General features: G+C 66.8%; 8 protein-coding genes. All 8 read left to right on the top strand.

Annotation, left to right across the window (positions count from 1 at the left end):
* Positions 1 to 207: 207 nt before the first annotated feature.
* The 8 genes from AC07O4_RS19300 to AC07O4_RS19335 all read left to right on the top strand — a co-directional run bounded on the left by AC07O4_RS19300 (position 208) and on the right by AC07O4_RS19335 (position 19,076).
* Positions 208 to 678 (top strand): hypothetical protein, encoded by a 471-nt coding sequence (locus AC07O4_RS19300; protein ID WP_062470870.1) that lies wholly within the window; start codon positions 208 to 210, stop codon positions 676 to 678.
* Positions 679 to 1,055: 377 nt separating this feature from the next.
* Positions 1,056 to 2,738, top strand: a complete 1,683-nt coding sequence (locus AC07O4_RS19305; RefSeq protein ID WP_495305367.1) for a sensor histidine kinase — start codon at positions 1,056 to 1,058, stop codon at positions 2,736 to 2,738.
* A 36-nt stretch (positions 2,739 to 2,774) separates the two neighbouring features.
* On the top strand, positions 2,775 to 3,461 hold the full coding sequence (locus tag AC07O4_RS19310; protein ID WP_095950012.1) for a response regulator: 687 nt from the start codon (positions 2,775 to 2,777) through the stop codon (positions 3,459 to 3,461).
* 858 nt (positions 3,462 to 4,319) lie between these two features.
* Complete coding sequence (locus tag AC07O4_RS19315) at positions 4,320 to 5,093, top strand: LuxR C-terminal-related transcriptional regulator (RefSeq protein WP_095744458.1); 774 nt, start codon at positions 4,320 to 4,322, stop codon at positions 5,091 to 5,093.
* Positions 5,094 to 5,107: 14 nt separating this feature from the next.
* Positions 5,108 to 5,560: a hypothetical protein gene (locus AC07O4_RS19320; RefSeq protein WP_495305368.1), complete on the top strand. Its 453-nt coding sequence runs from the start codon at positions 5,108 to 5,110 to the stop codon at positions 5,558 to 5,560.
* 496 nt (positions 5,561 to 6,056) lie between these two features.
* Positions 6,057 to 17,051, top strand: coding sequence for a peroxidase family protein (locus AC07O4_RS19325; protein ID WP_495305369.1), 10,995 nt, complete (start codon positions 6,057 to 6,059; stop codon positions 17,049 to 17,051).
* A gap of 41 nt (positions 17,052 to 17,092) precedes the next feature.
* Entirely contained in the window at positions 17,093 to 17,362 is a 270-nt protein-coding gene (locus AC07O4_RS19330) for a hypothetical protein (RefSeq protein ID WP_143599160.1), read from the top strand.
* 31 nt (positions 17,363 to 17,393) lie between these two features.
* Positions 17,394 to 19,076 carry a type I secretion system permease/ATPase gene (locus AC07O4_RS19335; RefSeq protein ID WP_495305370.1) on the top strand — a complete coding sequence of 561 codons (1,683 nt, stop codon included), beginning with the start codon at positions 17,394 to 17,396 and terminating at the stop codon, positions 19,074 to 19,076.
* Positions 19,077 to 19,078 lie beyond the last annotated feature (2 nt).

A 19,078-nucleotide genomic window follows, 5' to 3' on the forward strand; every position in this document is an offset into this window, starting at 1 on the left:
AAAGTACGAAAAAGGGACTAAAGTGAAAAAATCACATTTCTTACATTGGTGGCTTCCGTGTCTGTTCCCGCGAGTTCAGTGCGACCGTTGCTCCCCGTTGGCATCACAGGCCCACGCCTGACGGATGCCTCCCTGTGCGGGGCTGCGCATCGGGTGCCTGTTCGTCGCCGGACCAGCCGGCACCGCTGACACTGCGAGGAGTACCGCATGCCGCTCGTCCTTCTTCTTCGGCTCATGAACAAGCGTTTTCCGGTCATGCTCACGGCGGACGCGGACATCCGGCATGCCTCGGTGCTGGTCGCCACCGGACTCATCGAAGCCGAGTTCCATGTCGACAACTTCGGCTACCAGCGGTACGAAAGCGCCCAGGTCTTTGCCATCACGGACGAGGGGCACGCGGAGATCGCCACGCTCTGCGGCAACGGCGCTTCGGTGCATGAAGAACGCCCCCAATGGAGCGTCATGCCGCTCGATTACCTGCGCAGGATCGGCAACTCGACCTTTCCCCTGCACACCGAGGACCCGTCGGAGATCAACTCCGTGGCGGTCCTGGAAGCCGCCGGCATGGTGGAAGCCACCCTCCCCCCGATCTGCCGCGCCCGGCAGAAGCTGCGCCAGGCCACCGTCCTGCGGGTCACGCCCCTGGGACGGACGGCGCTGGTGCCACGGCGGGGCTGAATCCGGGTTCGGGTCGAACGCCCGGCGTGCCAGCCCTGGCGCGCCGGGATCGGTGCGTCCGGCGCGCACGAACACCGCCCCTCGCGTTCCCCTTGCCCCACACCTCCATGAATCGGGTACCCGTTTGCCCTGCGGCGCCCCCCGGCCGAGGGGAAGCGCCTCGTACAGCGATGAAAAAAGCCTGCCCACGACACAATTGAAACCAAGCGCAACAGACGTCACAGATCGCCCACAAGGTTCCTTTCGAGTACCAAAGAAGTAATGTGAAACCTTCACATACACCGCGTTATTGGCACGAAGAAATGAACGCCAGGCTGTTACCACCGAACGTCGGCCCCTGCCGTGCATGAAACAGTTCATGCGAAGGATGTCTTGCCATGCGCGCCCCCGTCTCCGCCCCGAGCCTCGACAGCAGCCTGTCGACGGATGCGCTCATGGCCGCCCGCATGCGGCTGGTGCTGTCGATCTCCGCGGTGCTGGCCATGGCGGTCGATGCGGGGCCCACGCGGCAACCGGTGGCCAGCGCGGTCTGGCTGGCCTTTTGCGGATACCTCCTGCACAGCGTGCTGGTGCACGCCTGCACGCAGGGCGGCTGGCGCCATGTCCAGGGCAAGGCGGTCCACTGGTCCGACGTGATGTGGTTCACGCTGATCGTCTTCGTGACGGGCGGCGTGCACAGCCTGTTCTTCCTGTTCTATTTCTTCGCCATCCTGACCTCCTCGTTCCGCTGGGGCTTCGAGGAAGGCGCCCGCGTGACGATCGTCTCGGTCGCGTCGTTCGCCGCCTGCGGGCTCGGCACGAGCACGGGCGACGACGCGCCGCAGCTGCTGATGCGTACGACCTTCCTGCTGGCGCTGGGGCACATGATCGTGCACTGGGGCGGCTCCAAGCTCATCCTGCAGCGGCGCCTGGCCCTGCTGGGTGACATCAGCCAGCTGTCGAACCCGCGCTTCGGCGCGGGCCGCACCATCGCCCGCACGATGGAAAAGACGCTGGCCTTCTTCAAGGCCAGCCATTGCATCCTCATGACGCGGGACACCGCCACCGGCAACTGGACCCTGCGCACGCTGCGCAAGGACGACACCTGCGAGCACGTCGGTGTCGAGACGCTCGGCGGCATCGCCGAGTCGCCGCTGATGGCACTGGAGCATCCGCACACCGTGCTGAGCAACCGCCTGCCCTGGCCCCTGAACCACTTCTTCGCGCGCAGCCACATGCACGGCCCCGGTGCGATCGGCTGGCGCCCCGAGGGCCGCGACGGCGCCAAGCGCAGTGCCGCCGTGGCCGCCATGCTCGAGGCCCGCGCGTTCATCAGCGCCGCGCTGCCGCTGCGCCTGGGCGAGGGGCGCGTGTTCATCTCCTCGCGCAACGGCCACTTCAGCAAGTCCGACGCGCTGTTCCTCGCGCACCTCATGGAACAGATCTTCCCGGTCATCGAGACCATCGAGGTGCTCGACCGCATGGCCTCGGAAGCGGCCGCGACCGAGCGCCTGAAGATCTCGCTGGACCTGCACGACACGGCCGTGCAGCCCTACATCGGGCTGCGCATGGGCCTGTGTGCCCTGCGCAAGAAGGCCGCCGCGGACAACCCGCTGCTCGAGGACCTGGACAAGCTCGCCGAGGTGGCGAGCGGCGTGATCGCCGACCTGCGGCGCTTCGCGGGCGCGGTCAAGGACGGCCCGGACAATTCGTGCGGCCTCGTGCTGCACCAGCTGTACAGCCAAGCCGCCCGCATCCAGGGGCTCTACGGCATCGAGATTTCGGTGAACGTCGAAGGCCACGTGCGCCTGGACGACCGCATGACCGCGGAGGTTCTGCAGATGGTGGGCGAAGGCCTGAACAACATCTGCAAGCACACGCAGGCCCGCCGCGGCAGCGTGCGCATCGGCTGCCGCAATGGCTGCCTGCACCTGCGCATCGAGAACGAAGGCGGCGAAGAGAACTTCGCGCCCTTCCGGCCACGCTCCCTCAGCGACCGCGCAGCGGCGCTCGGAGGCCGCGCGCAGGTCAGCCGGTGCCGGGGCGGCGGCACCGAGGTGCTGATCGAAATTCCCATCTGAGCCCAAAAAGCACGACAACAGTCCGAGGAGCCCCTCATGCAAACCGAAGCCCATCCCATCGGCGTCCTGCTGGTGGACGATCACCAGACCATGCTGTGGGGCCTGTCCCGGCTGATCGACGGCGAACAGCCGCGCATGAAGGTCGTCGCCACCGCCAGCTGCTGCGAAGAAGCCGTGGCGCACACGCAGAGCCTGGCCCCCGACGTCATCGTGCTCGACCTCGACCTGGACGGCCATTGCGCCCTGGACATCCTGCCGCAGCTGCTGTCGAACGAGGTCTCGCGCGTGGTCGTGCTGACCGGCGAACGCGAGCAGCGCACCCTGGACCTCGCGGTGCTGCGCGGCGCGCGCGGCGTGATGCGCAAGGACGCCTCGGCCGAGCAGGTGCTCGATGCGATCGAACGCGTGCACCACGGCGAACTCTGCGTCGACGCCCCGACCATGGGCCGCGTGCTCTCGGAACTCACCTCGGTGAAGAAGCCGCCGAAAGCCGACCCCGAGTCCGTCAGGCAGGCCAGCCTGACCCAGAAGGAGCGCGACATCGTCCGCACCGTGGTGCACGGCAGCGGCGCCTCCAACAAGACGCTGGCCGGGCAGGCCTTCGTCACCGAACACACGCTGCGCAACCACCTCACGTCGATCTACCAGAAGCTCGGCGTGACGAACCGGCTCGAGCTCTACATCTACGCCGTCAAGCACCACCTCGACGCCATGGCGCACTGACAGCGCCCTGCCCGCCCCGTCCTTCGGGGCGCCCACTGCGGGCCGCTCAGCGTCGGCATGCCCCTCCGGGACCCGCCATTTCCCCGCTTTTCCGATCCCCGCCTGCTGCGATCAACTGACGTGCGGGAGCGCACCGCACTGGCAGAGGAGGAAAAGATTCGACACCGCATTTCGTGCCACCTCAAAGAAATTGAATTTCAATTGAATTGAAAAATCATGATCAAACGAGAGAATAAATTCCAAAAATAAAAATCGGATCGCAGACAATTTGGTTAATAGAAGATTTCATTCAATTCAAATATCACCGGAATTTCAATAATCAAGTTATTTCCTTGGTTTCAATTGGTTTTTTGAATATTTTATTTCACCAAACACCAAATACCCATTCAAAAATGAATTTCATATTTGATTAATTTCATTATCTTCAAAATTTCCTCGCATAAATAAACCCATTCCACTTTTCAACCAGCATTGCTCACTTGTCGAACAATGCGTCGTTTTTCACGATCCGCCTCAAAAACATAGAAATTAGGTATATCGAACGTCATGGTTCAGGTAGTTCCATTTTGAAACACTCATGTCTTTCCACAAACAGGAGCAAAAGACCCGCGCAACCGTCCCGTCAAGTTCATAGGATTGCGCAAGCCTCGGGCTGAATTGAATTTCAATTAAAACTCACAGAAAACATTCAATTCGGCACTTGCCTTTCATTTTTCTATTGAAAATGTATGAGACCCCAACCTGCTTTGCCGCCGATGGGGAAAGTGGCCCCGGAGCGCTCGACGGACGACCTTTGCGTCTCCCCGCCCACGCTCGCAACGACCGGCCTGCGTCGCTCACGCCAACCGGGGCAGGCACATGCTTGATCACCGGCTCATCAGCTCTGGCGAGAAGGCCTCCGTCGGCGTCTGCGCGCCCGCCGCGAGGCTGTGGCCGGACTTCCTGATCGGCCAGGAGAAATCGCCGGTGCGCGTGCTGCTCGTCGACGACGACGAGTACATGCGCCGGGTGATCGCCCAGGAGTTGCTGTCGGACCTGCGCATCCAGCTCGAAGGCCAGGCCGACAGCGTTCGCGAGGGGCGCCGGCTGCTGACCACGCACACCTTCGACGTGCTGATGCTCGAGCTGCAGCTGGGCGACGAGATGGGCTTCGAGCTGATCACCGAGGCACGCCGCCTGCACCGCAGCAGCGAGGTCATCGTGATCTCCTCGCTCGAGGACGACGCCCACGTGCTGCGCGCCTTCGAACTGGGTGCCATGGGGTACCTCCTGAAGAACGCCTGGTTGCAAAGCTTCGCCGATGCCGTGCTGCACGTGGTGAACGGCGGGGCCGCGATCACGCCCCGGCTCACGCGGCGCCTGCTGCACCGCCTGGACTACCACCCCCGCGAGCCGGTCGCCGACAAGGCGCCGTCGCCGCCGAGACCGCCATCGCGCGACATGACACTGACGCCGCGAGAGAGCGAGGTCCTGCGTTGCGTGGCCTCGGGTTACGTCTCGGCGGAGATCGGCGCCAAGCTCGGCATCACCGGCCAGACCGTCAATGTGCACATCAAGAGCATCTACAAGAAGCTGCATGTGCATTCGCGCGCCCAGGCGGTGAACTTCGCCGTTCATACGGGCCTGATCTGAAGGGCAACGACCCCATGACCTCGATCGATTGCCCCTTCCCCGCCGGATCGCGCCCTCGCCGCGCGCTCAACAAGCGGCCCTTCGTCCAGGCCATGCTTGTCGCGGCCTGGGCCACGCAGGTCATGTGCGCCGACCTGGCGATCGCAACGGAATCGACGTCGGCCGCTGTTGCTGCGCACGAGAACCCGGATGGCGGCGTTGCGGACGGCGAAGTCGCAAACGAAGCGGCCGTGGCGACGGCCTCTCCCGACGATCCGGCGGCCACAACAGGAAGCGGTGACCCGGAGCGCCCCGGCTCCGCGGTCTACAGCCCGTTCGCGAGCCCGCCACACGGCAATGAACGCCCTCCCGCTTTCGCTGCAGCGTCCCAAAAAAGCAATGGTGGCCATGCGGAAATGGCGCTGATCGCCCTGATTTCGGCCGGTGTCGCCGCGGCCGCTGTTTTTTTTTGGCTCTGGCGCGCGTAGTCAGGTTCTCGTCAGTTAATTTGTATGTGAGAAAGTTGCATTCCTGAAGATGGCCTCTCATAATTAGCACCTTCGTTTTCGAAGACAACCAATCGACCACCGGTTGCCGTCCGCTTACAAGCGGCAACGACTTTCGGCGCGCCGACCTAGATTCTTTTTGACAGGATCCATGGTGGGGGTATCGCATGAATAAGTGTCGAATCAAGGTCCGCATGAAAAGCGGGCTTCATCTCCATGCCGGCATCGCGCCTGACCGGCATCGCGCAATGGATGTTTTCAGCACCGCCCCGCTGCGGTGCCTGAGCGGCCGACGACGACCCTAGCCGCTCCCCAGGCGTGACCGCCACCGGGTCACGCGCTGCATCACTTCCTCGAAAAACCCGCGGCTGGCAATTCCAGGCGCGCGGTCACTCCTGAGCCACGCTACATGAGCCTTTTCGCCATGTAGGCGGGACCGGGGCTGCATTGAAAGTCGTTCGTCTTGAGGAGAATAGAAATGGCCACGCTGATCAGGTCCGATCTCGAATTCATTCTTCAACAAATTCTCATTGCGGAAGCACAAGCAGCGGGAGCGGACCCCGCCAGCCTGGTCCCGAACGCCTTTGCGCCTTTCGGCCTCCGGACGGTCGACGGGTCGTACAACAACCTGATGCCGGGCCAGAGCGACTACGGCTCCGCAGACAACCCGTTCCCGCAGCTGGTGCCTCAGACCTACAGCAACGAGCAGGACGACGCCTTCGCAGGGATCACCAACACGGACTACGGCAGCGCCGGGAACGTGGTCGATGCCGACCCGCGGCTGATCAGCAACCTGGTCGCCGACATGACCAGCAACAACCCCGCGGCGGTGAGCGCCTTCGTGGCCGCGGGCCTCGGAACGCTCGACGCAGCCGGCGTCCTGTACGACCTCCAGGGCGTCGTCATTCCCCCCGGCACGCTGCTGGAGATTCCGAACACCAGCCCCGACGAAGGCCTCTCGGCGCCCTTCAATTCATGGTTCACCTTCTTCGGCCAGTTCTTCGACCACGGCCTCGACCTGGTCAACAAGAGCAGCACCGAGATGATCTTCATGCCGCTGCAGCCGGACGACCCCTTGTTCGACACGACCCCCGGCGCCCCCAATTTCATGATCCTGTCGCGCGCCACGCGCGATGCGAACGGCGACCAGACCAACCAGACCACGCCCTTCGTCGACCAGAACCAGACCTACACCTCGCATCCCTCGCACCAGGTGTTCCTGCGCGAGTACGTGCTCGACGCCAACGGCCGTCCGGTGGCCACGGGCAGCCTGCTCGATGGCGCCGACGGCGGCCTTGCCAACTGGGCCCAGGTCAAGGCGCAGGCGCTGATGCTCGGCATCCAGCTCGACGACGCCGACGTGCTGGACCTGCCCCTGCTGGCGACGGACCAGTTCGGCAAGTTCATTCCCGATCCCGTGACCGGCTTCGCGCAGATCGTGCTGCGAGCCGCCGACGTCGGCGGGCCGCTGGACCCGGACGGCAACGGGCTCGCCTCGGGCACGCCCGGCGCGCCCATCGATGCCAGCGTGGGCGTTCGCACCGGCCATGCTTTCCTGAACGACATCGCGCATGCCGCGGCGCCCGTGTTCGTGGGCGGCGTGCTGGCGCCCGACAGCGACTCGGCCATCGGCCTCTCGGAACCCGGCACCTATGACAACGAGCTGCTGGACCGCCACTTCATCACCGGCGACGGCCGCGGCAACGAGAACATCGCCCTGACCTCCGTCCACCACGTCTTCCACTCCGAGCACAACCGGCAGGCCGAAGAGATCAAGGCCACCGTCCTGGCCACCGGCGACGCTGCGTTCATCGCCTCATGGCAGCTGCCCGACGGCTCATGGAACGGCGAGCGCATCTTCCAGGCCGCGCGCTTCGCGACGGAGATGCAGTACCAGCACCTGGTGTTCGAAGAGTTCGCGCGCAAGATGCAGCCGGCCGTCGACGAGTTCCTGGCCGAAACCAACTACCAGACGACGATCAATCCGGCGATCGTCGCCGAGTTCGCACACGCGGTCTTCCGCGTCGGCCACACGATGCTGACCGAGACCGTGGACCGGCTGGACCCCAATTTCCTGTCGAGCGATCTCGCGCTGGTCGATGCCTTCCTCAACCCGATCGGGTTCAACAACGACGGCGCCCTGACGCCGGAGCAGGCGGCCGGCGCCATCGTGCGCGGCATGACCCGGCAGGTGGGCAACGAGATCGACGAGTTCGTCACCGACGCGGTGCGCAACCAGCTCCTGGGCCTGCCGCTGGACCTCGCCGCCATCAACATCGCACGCGGCCGGGACACCGGCATTCCCACGCTCAACGAAGCGCGCCGGGAGTTCTACACCTCGACCGCGGACCCGCAGCTCAAGCCCTATACGAGCTGGGTCGACCTCACGCAGCACCTCAAGCACGAGGCCTCCGTCATCAACTTCATTGCGGCGTACGGCACGCATGGCGCGCTGACCGCCGCGGACGTCGACACGATGGCCGAGAAGCGGGCCGTGGCGGCCGCACTCGTCTTCGGCGGCACCGTGGTTCTCAACGCCGGCACGGCCGCGGAGCGCAGCTTCGTTGCAGACGAAGCCGACAGGCTCGCCTTCCTGAACAGCACGGGCATCTACGCGATGGTCGGCGGTGTCACCACCACGGGCGTGGACGACATCGACCTGTGGATCGGCGGCCTGGCCGAAGAGCAGATGCCCTTCGGCGGCCTGCTGGGCTCGACCTTCAACTTCGTCTTCGAGTCGCAGATGGAGGCGCTGCAGAACGGCGACCGCTTCTACTACCTCTCGCGTCTGGCCGGCCTCAACTTCCTCACCGAACTGGAGAACAACACCTTCGCCAAGCTGGTGATGCTCAACACCGACGCCACGCACCTGCCGGCCGACATCTTCTCGACCCCGGGCCTGATCCTCGAGGTCGACCCGCTGCGCCAGTTCACCGGCATCGGCGTGGACGGCCACGGCGACCCGACCGAGGGCGGCACCGAACTCACCCCGCTGGTGATCCGTGACGATCCCACGACCGCGGCCGTGGAGACCACCTACCTGCGCTACACGGGCGACGAACACGTGGTGCTCGGCGGCTCCGCCGGCAACGACACCCTGATCGCCAGCATCGGCGACGACACCATCTACGGCGACGGCGGCAACGACCGCATCGAGTCCGGCGACGGCAACGACCAGGTCGAGGGCGGCGCGGGCGACGACATCATCACGGACCGCGGCGGCGACGACGTGCTCAAGGGCAACGAGGGCAACGACGTCATCCACGGCGGCAACGGCGCGAACCTCATCATCGGCGGGGACGGCAGCGACTTCATCATCACCGGCGAGGACGTTTCCGAAGTCTTTGCCGGCCAGGGCAACGACTTCGTCCTGGGCAGCAAGGGCAACCTGCCGACATTCGGCAACGAGGGCCACGACTGGATCGAGCTGGGAACCCAGGACGGCACCACCGGCGACAGTTTCGATCCGCTCGTGCAAGACAGCGTCATCGGCAACGACGTCCTGATCTCCGGCGGCGGCTTCGACGAGCTGATCGGCGAAGGCGGTGACGACATCTTCACCGGCTCCGACGGCGAAGACCACTTCGACGGCGGCTCCGGCTTCGACTGGGCCAGCTACAAGTTCGACAAGTACGGCGTGACCGCCGACATGATCGTCAACGACTTCGTGGTGCCCCCGGTGGTCAACTCGAACGCCGCGATGATGGACCGCTTCGCCTTCACCGAAGGCCTGTCGGGATCGGCTTTCGCCGACTTCCTGCGCGGCGACGACGCCGACGCCGTCGAGATCCTGCAGGCCGGCTGGACCGGCAGCGTGCTCACCAACATCGCGCTGATCGACGGCCTGCAAGGCCTGCTGCCCGCGGGCATGACCTCGTTCGGCGAAGGCAACATCATCCTGGGCGGCGACGGCAGCGACCTCATCGAAGGGCGCGGCGGCAACGACATCATCGACGGCGACGCCTGGCTCAACGTGCGCATCGCCGTCTCGGGCGTGCCCGGCCTCACCAGCGTCGACAGCCTGAAGGAGCTGGTGCCGCGCATGCTCTCGGGCGAGATCAACCCGGGCCAGCTCAGCATCGTGCGCGAGATCCTGATGTCCGACAGCGCCGACTACGACACCGCGATGTTCTCCGGGCTGCGCGCCAACTACACCGTCACCACCGGCGCCGATGGCCGCACCACCGTCACCGACAACGTCGGCACCGACGGCACCGACATCCTGCGCAACATCGAGCGGCTGCAGTTTTCCGACACCGTCCAGCTGCTGTCCGGCAGCAACAACGCGCCGGGCGGCTCGGTCACGATCAGCGACGACACGCCGCAGATCAACCAGCTCCTGAGCGTGTCGGCCGCCCTCACCGATGCAGACAATCCTGGCGGCACCGTCACCGGGCCGATCAGCTACACATGGCAGTACGAGGCCGACCCGACGCGCGCACCGGGCGTGTTCCGCGACATCATCGACCTGGGCGGCGGCCAGCCCGCCACGGTGAACGGCACGACCTTCCGGGTCACCGCACCCTTCGACGGCCTGGCCATCCGGGTGCGGGCCGTGTACCGCGATGCCGACGGCGTGCTGGAAACCGTGTACTCCACGCCCACCGCGGCGGTCACCGGCGTGGCGGCCGTCGTGCCGCCGGCGCCGCCGCCCTCCTCCGCGCTGGTCGACAGCGCGGGCGTGCGCTTCCTGCAGTCCGACCTGCAGTTCATCCTGGAGCAGATCAAGATCTCGGAGCGGCACGCGAGCGGCGAGGCGCTGACCGACATCCTGGACAACGCGCGCGCACCGCTGGGCCTGCGCACGGTGGACGGCTCCTACAACAACCTGGTGCAGGGCCAGTCCGGCTTCGGCGCCGCGGACCAGGTGTTCCCGCGCCTGGTCGATCCGGTGTTCCGCAACGACCAGGACGGTGACAGCATCAACCTCGGCCCGGGGGGCACGCTCACCAACACGGACTACGGCCCCAGCGGCAATGTGGTGGACGCCGACCCGCGCATCATCAGCAACCTGATCGTCGACATGACGAGCAACAACCCGGCGGCGGTGAGCGCATTCGTCGACGCGGGCCTGGGCACGCTGGTGGACGGTGTCCTGTACGACCTGGACGGCGTGGCGATTCCCGTCGGCACCCTGCTGGTCATTCCGAACACCGCGCCGGACGAGGGCCTGTCGGCACCGTTCAACGCCTTCATGACCTTCTTCGGCCAGTTCTTCGACCACGGCCTGGACCTCGTGGCCAAGGGCGGCAACGGCACCATCTTCGTCCCGCTGCAGCCCGACGATCCGCTCTATGTGTCGGGCAGCAACAGCAACTTCCTGGTGCTGACGCGCGCCACCCAGGTTGCCGGACCCGGCGCCGACGGCGTCATGGGCACCGCGGACGACACCACGCACGAGGCCACGAACCTCACGACGCCTTTCATCGACCAGAACCAGACCTACACGTCGCACCCCTCGCACCAGGTCTTCCTGCGCGCCTATGAGCTCAACGCCGACGGCAAGCCGGTCGCCACCGGGCGGCTGATCACCAACCGCGACCTCGGTGCCGACGGCCTCTTCGGCACGGCCGACGACATCGAGCTGGGCGGCATGGCCACCTGGGCGGTGGTCAAGGCGCAGGCGCGCGACCTGCTGGGCATCGCGCTGGACAATGCCGACGCGCTCAACCTGCCGCTGCTGGCGGCCGACGAGTACGGCAACTTCATTCCCGACCCGGTGACCGGCTTCGCGCAGATCGTGCTGCAGGCCGGCGGCAGGCTGGCCTCGGGCTCGCCGGGCGCGCCGATCGATGCAAGCCTGGCCGTGCGCACGGGCCACGTGTTCCTGGCCGACATCGCCCACACCGCCAACCCGGTGAACAGCCAGGGCGTCGCGCTGACGGCCGATGCCGACGACCAGATCGGCGGCACACCGGCCGCGGGCTTCTACGACGACGAACTGCTCGATGCGCACTACATCGCCGGCGACGGCCGGGTCAACGAGAACATCGCGCTGACCAGCATTCACCATGTGTTCCACGCCGAGCACAACCGGCTGGTCGAACACACCAAGGCGGTGATCATGGCGTCGGGCGACGCGGCCTTCATTGCCGAATGGCACCTGCCCGATGGCTCGTGGGACGGCGAGCGCCTGTTCCAGGCGGCCCGCTTCGGCACCGAGATGCAGTACCAGCACCTGGTGTTCGAAGAGTTCGCGCGCAAGGTGCAGCCGCAGATCGACATCTTCTTTGCCGCCACCCAGGTCTACGACACCGAGATCGATCCGTCGATCGTCGCCGAGTTCGCCCACACGGTGTACCGCTTCGGCCACTCGATGCTGACGGAGACGGTGGACCGCTTCGACGCCGACTTCAACGTGATCGGCGGCACGGCCGACCCCACCCAGCAGCTCGGGCTGATCGAGGCCTTCCTCAATCCGCTCGCGTTCGCCGCCAGCGGCATCACGGCGGATGAAGCGGCCGGCGCGCTCGCGCGCGGCCTCACGCGGCAACAGGGCAACGAGATCGACGAGTTCGTGACCGAGGCCCTGCGCAACAACCTGCTCGGCCTGCCGCTCGACCTGGCGACGATCAACATCGTGCGCGGGCGCGACACCGGCGTGCCGACACTCAACGCCGCGCGGCGCGACTTCTACAGCGTGACCGGCGACAGCCAGCTCAAGCCCTACGCGAACTGGGTCGACTTCATGCAGCACATCAAGCATGAGGCCTCGGTGGTCAACTTCATTGCGGCCTATGGCGTGCACGCCAGCCTGGCCGCCGCCGACACCCTGATCGAGAAGCGCGCGGCGGCGGTGGCGCTGGTCTATGGCGGCATCGGTGCGCCGGAGGACCGGCTCGACTTCCTGTACGGACGCAATGCCTACGCCGACGAGGCCGGCATCACGACCACCGGCGTCGACGACATCGACCTGTGGATCGGCGGCCTGGCCGAAAAGCAGATGCCGTTCGGCGGCCTGCTGGGTTCGACCTTCAATTTCGTCTTCGAGGAGCAGATGGAGAAGCTGCAGGACGGCGACCGCTTCTACTACCTGGAGCGCACGCAGGGCCTGAACTTCCTCACCGAGCTGGAGAACAACTCCTTCGCCCGGCTGGTGATGGCCAACACCGATGTCGAGCACCTGCCTGGCGACATCTTCACGACGCCGGGGTTCACGCTGGAGGTGGACCCGTCCCGGCAGTTCACGGGTCTGGGGCTCGACGGGCGCGACGATCCGACGGCCGAAGGCAGCCTGACGCCACTGGTGCTGCGCAACAACCCCGGCACCGAAGCGGCCGATCCGAACTACCTGCAGTACAGCGGTGAGGACCACGTCGTTCTGGGCGGTACCGCGGGCAACGACACCATCATTTCCAGCATCGGCGACGACACGCTCTGGGGCGACGCCGGCAATGACCGGCTCGAAGGCGGGGACGGCAACGACTTCGTCTTCGGCGGGGCCGGCGACGACATCATGACGGACCTGGGTGGCGACGACAACATGCAGGGCGGCGACGGCAACGACGCCATCCACGGCGGCAACGGCATCAACCTGATCCTGGGTGGCCACGGCAACGACTTCATCGTCACCGGTGAAGACCCATCCGAGGCGTTCGGCGGCACGGGCAACGACTTCATCCTCGGCGCCCGCGGCAACGAGTTCGTGTTCGGCAACGAAGGCGACGACTGGATCGAGAAAGGCATGGCCGACGGCAGCGCCGGCGAGAACTTCGACGCCTTCGCCCGCGACCAGGTGGTGGGCCACGACGTCTTCATCGGCAACTCGATCTCCGACCGGATGGACGGCGAAGGCGGCGACGACATCATGTTCGGCAACGGCGGGCAGGTGGACCGCTACGAAGGCGGCTCCGGCTTCGACTGGGCCGGGTTCAAGGACGACGCCTTCGGCGTCACGGCCGACCTGTTCCTTCGTGCCTTCGACGAGACGCCCGTGCCGATCTCGAACGCGACCGTGCTGGCGCGGTTCACTTCGGTCGAGGGCATGTCGGGCTCGGCGCATGCCGACGTCCTGCGCGGCGACGACAACGATGCGGCCGCGATGGCGCTGTCGGGCACCACGGGCAGCGTGCTGACCCACATCGAACTCATCGACGGCCTGCAGGGCCTCCTGGACCAGGTGCTCGGTGTCGGCATGGAAATGGGCGGACCGGTGACTTCGTTCGCCGGCAACATCATCCTGGGCGGCGGCGGCAGCGACCTGCTGGAGGGCCGCGGCGGCAACGACATCATCGACGGCGATGCCTGGCTGAACGTGCGCATCAGCGTGCGGGAGAACGCCGACGGAACCGGCGCCGAGATCGCGAGCTATGACACCATGACCGACCTCGAGCTGCAGGGGCGCGTCTTCGACGGCACCTACAACCCGGGTCAACTCACCATTGCCCGCGAGATCCTGATGTCGGATGCGCCTGACTTCGACACGGCCGTCTTCTCGGACGTCTTCGGCAACTACGAGATCACCTTCCTCGAAAACGATGTCTGGCGCATCAGCCATGTCGTGGACGGCGTGGCCGGCGCCGACGGCATCGACGTGGTGCGCAACATCGAGCGCCTGCAGTTCTCCGATGGCGCGGCGTTCATTGCGGAAGAAGGCTTCAACCTCGATCCCGAAGGCCAGCTGACCCTCAGCGACACCACGCCCACCCTGGGCGCGACCCTCACCGTGTCGGCCCTGGGCGTGACCGACCCGGACAACGTCAGCGCGACCAACCCCGACGGTGCGATCACCGGCCCCATCGCCTACTTCTGGCAGGCCGAGGTCCGCCCCGGCATCTTCGAGGACATCCTGATCGAGAACGCCGGCGGCGAAGTGGCGCGGGCCACGGGCACGAGCTTCACGCCGCGGACCTTCGAGCTCGGCCTGGCGCTGCGCGTGCGGGCGGTCTACAAGGATGCCAACGACGTGCTGGAGAACGTGTACTCCGCCACGACCGCGCCGCTGGCCCTCAACGCCGCGGCCACCGGGCAGCCAACCATCAGCGACACCACGCCGACCGAAGGCCAGTTGCTGACGGCATCGACCCTCGGCATCAGCGACGTGGACGGGCTGACGGGCGCCGTCTTCAGCTACCAGTGGGAACAGGCCGTCAACACGGGCGTCGGCGGCGGCGCCGCCGGGTTCACGCCCATCGCGGGCGCCACCCTGGCGACCTTCACACCGGGCGCCGACCAGGTCAACCGCGAACTGCGCCTGACGGTGAGCTTCACGGACGATGCGGGCGCGCTCGAGACGGTGCGCTCCGCGGCCACCGTGGTCACGGGCGACTTCATCGCGGCCAACAACGCCGCCCAGGTCCTCACGGGCACTGAAGGCCAGGACGTGATCTTCGGCGGCGGCGGCGCGGACGCCATCAACGGCCTCGGCCAGGACGACCTCATCGACGGCGGCGCGGGCAGCGACAGCATCGCCGGCGGCGGCGGCAACGACACCATCAACTACACGATGGGCGAAGGCACGGACACCGTCGACGGCGGCGCGGGGCTGGACACCCTGAACGTCATCGGAACGGCGGCGGCCGACGCGCTCGCGGTGAGCTACAACGGCACCGCGCTCACGGTGGTGGCCGGCGGCACGGTGAGCAATGTCGAATCGGTCACGGCCGACCTGCTGGCCGGCGTGGACACGCTGACCTACACCAGCGCCGCCGCCATCTCGGTGAACCTCACGGCCGGAACGGCCTCGGGCTTCACCTCGATCGCCGGCATCGAGAACGTGACGACAGGCGGCGGCGCCGACGTGCTCGTGGGCAATGCGCTGGCCAACGTGCTCAACGGCGGCGGCGGCGACGACCGCTTCGTCGCGACGGTGAACGACGGCAACGACAGCTACGTTGGCGGCGGCGGCACCGATACGCTGGACCTGTCCGCGGTTTCCGCGGGCGTGACCATCACCCCGACGACCGCCACGGGCGCGCAGACGGGCACCGATGCGCTGTCTTCCATCGAGAACTTCATCGGCAGCCAGGGCGCCGACAGCATCGTCGTCAACGGCGGTGCGAACGTGATCGACGGCCAGGGCGGCAACGATGTCATCGACGCCGGCGGCGGCAACGACACCGTGACCGGTGGCGAGGGCAACGACACGCTCACCGGCGGCGCCGGCAACGACACGGTCGACGGCGGCGCGGGAGACGACCTCTTCCACTACCTCGTCGGCGACGGCGCCGACACGATCAACGGCGGCGCGGGTGCCAACGACCGGCTGAACATCGCCGGCACGGCGCTGGGCCAGACGCTCGCGGTGGTGCTGACGGGAACGGCGATCGCGTCCCTGGCGGGCGGCACCGTCACCGGCATCGAGGCGGTCACGGCCGACCTCCAGGGCGGCGTCGATACCCTGAGCTACGGCGCCACGACCACGGCCGTCACCGTGAACCTGGCCACCGGCACGGCCACGGGCTTCGAATCGGTGGCGAACATCGAGAACGTGACCGGTGGTGCCGGCAACGACACGCTGACCGGCAACACCGGTGCCAACGCGCTGAACGGCGGCGGCGGCGACGACCGCTTCGTCGCGACGATCGGCGACGGCAACGACAGCTATGTCGGCGGGGCCGGCGTGGACACCTACGACCTGTCGGCCACCACGGCCGGCGCGACGGTGACGGTCAACCTCGCCACGAGCGCGCAGATCGGCACCGACACGCTCAACACGATGGAGAACATCATCGGCAGCCAGGGCAACGACATCATCGTCGTCAATGGCGGCGCGAACTTCATCGACGGCCAGGGCGGCAACGACACCATCAGTGCCGGCGCCGGCGACGACATCGTGCTGGGTGGCTCGGGCAACGACACCATCAACGGCCAGGCGGGCGACGACAGGCTCACGGGCGGGCTGGACAGCGACACGGTGGACGGCGATGCGGGCGCAGACACCTTCATCGCCACGGTGGGCGACGGCAACGACGGCTACGCCGGCGGCGCCGGCAACGACACCTACGACCTGTCCGCCACCTCGGCCGGTGCGACGGTCACGCCGACCTCCGCCACCAGCGCCGAGACCGGCACCGACACGCTGAGCTCGGTGGAGAACGTGATCGGCAGCCAGGGCAACGACAACATCAGCTTCGCGCCCGTGGCGCTCCTGAATTCCGCGAACGTGGTGGATGGCGGTGGCGGCAACGACACCCTCAGCACCGGGGCGGGCGCGGACCGGCTGACCGGCGGCACGGGCAACGACACCATGGACGGCGGAACGGGAGACGACGTCTTCGTGTTCGCGCCGGGGTTCGGCAACGACACGATCCTCGGCTTCGATGCCAGCGGGAACCTGCTCAACGGGCAGGACCGGCTGAACATCTCCGCGATGGGGATCAACGCCGGCAACTTTGCCGCCAACGTGTCCATCACCGACCTGGGCGCCGACACGCTGGTCGAGTTCGACGGCCTGGAAAGCATCCTGCTGATGGGCGTGAACGGGGTGGGAACGAACACCATCACGCAGGCCGATTTCGTGCTGTCGGCATGAGCACCGCCGACGTTTCAACGACCTTGACCACGGAGAACGACATGGACGAGAAAAACAACGCAAGCCCGCAGCAGGCCCCTCGTTCCATCTCCGACCCGCGCGAGGTGGCGACGTTGATCATGTCGCGCATCGGCATGGTCAACGCGAAGAAGGACGAGCTGAGCGTCGCCATCCAGGGCCTGTGCGACGCGACCCAACAACTGTCGCGCGCCTACTCGGCGCAGATGGTGACCATCGACCGGCTGGTGCGGCGGGTGAAGTCGCTGGAAGCCGCGGCGCAGGCCGCGGCCCAGGACCCGCAGGTCAACTGAGCAACGCCCCACAGAACCACAGGAGACGCACATGAAAACCCTGTGGATGGAACTGCGACCGCTGCTGCTGTACATCGCGGCGTTCTCCTTCTTCATCAACCTGCTGTTCCTGGTGCCCGCGTTCTTCACCCTGCAGGTGTTCGACCGGGTCATCTCGACCAGCAGCCATGAAACGCTGCTGGTGCTGCTCGCCGGGACCGGCGTGGCGCTGTTCATCCTGCTGCTGCTGGACTACCTGCGAACCCGGCTGCAGAACGTGGTGGGCATCATGGTGGACGAGCGACTCTCCCCACCGGTGGTGAACGCCATCGTGGAGCGCGCCGCACGCGCCCCGAGCGGCGTGAGGACAGAAGGAATCCGCGACGTGGCCGCGCTTCGCGCCGTGTTTTCCGCCAATGGCCTGATCGCGGTGTTCGATGCGCCCTGGGTGTTCGTGTACGTGTTCGTGATCTGGATGTTCCACCCCGCGCTCGGCGTGGGCGCTGCGTTCTCCGCGCTCCTCATGCTCGGCCTGGCCTGGCTCAACGACCGCATCAGCCGCCGGTCGCTCGAAACCCTGCAGAACGAAGGGCGACGCGCCGCGCAATACGTCGAGAGTTCCTTGCGCAACGCCGAAGTGCTGCAGGCCCTGGGAATGACACAGCGCCTGCTGGTGCGCTGGCGGGCGCTGCAGGACCAGATCGCCGCCATGCAGACCAGCGCCAGCCGCAGCACCGTGGCGTTCACCGCCGGGACCAAGGCCGCGCGCCAGGCCATCCAGATTCTCATGCTGGCCCTGGGCGCGTACCTGGTGCTGAGCCAGCAGGCTTCCGCCGGCGTGATGATCGCCACCAGCATCCTGCTGGGCCGCGCGGTGCAGCCGGTGGAGCAGCTCGTGGGCAGCTGGCGCACGCTGATCGAGGCGCGGGCGGCCTACGGGCGCCTGCAGGAACTGTCGAAGGACTTCGAGCGCACCGAGCCGCATGTCGCCATGCCACGCCCCGAAGGACGCCTGAGCGCGGAGAACATCTCGTACCGCGCGGCCGGCTCGGAGACCCTGGTGCTCTCGAACATCGTCTTCGCCCTGGCGCCGGGCGAGGCCCTGGCCATCGTCGGCCCGAGCGCGGCCGGCAAGTCGACCCTCGCGCGCGTGCTCACGGGCGTGTGGCGCCCCAGCAGCGGCAAGGTCCGCCTGGACGGTGCCGACGTGTCGTACTGGCCGCGCGAAGATCTGGGCCCCTACATCGGCTACGTGCCCCAGGACGTCGAGCTCTTCGACGGCAGCGTGGCGGACAACATCGCGCGCCTGGACAAGGTGGACTCCGAAGCGGTGGTTGCCGCCGCCGTGCGCGCCAATGCGCACGAGATGATCCTGACCCTCCCGAAGGGCTACGACACGCCGGTGGGCGAACACGGCTCGCGGCTGTCTCCGGGCCAGCGCCAGCGCATCGCGCTCGCCCGTGCGCTGTACGGCAACCCGCAGCTGGTGATCCTGGACGAGCCGAACTCCAACCTAGACGGCGCGGGAGAAGTCGCACTCGCCCAGGCGATGAGCGGCCTGCGCCAGGCGGGCGTGACCTCGGTCGTCGTCACCCACCGCCCCTCGCTGATCGCCCACGTGGACAAGATCCTGGTGCTCGCCGCGGGCCGCATCCAGCAGTTCGGCCCGGCGAGCGAGGTGATGCGCGACATGCAGCGCCAGGCCCAGGCGATCGTGGACCAGAAGGCCGCCTGAGC

This window comes from Variovorax sp. GW821-FHT09D04, from assembly GCF_059416405.1.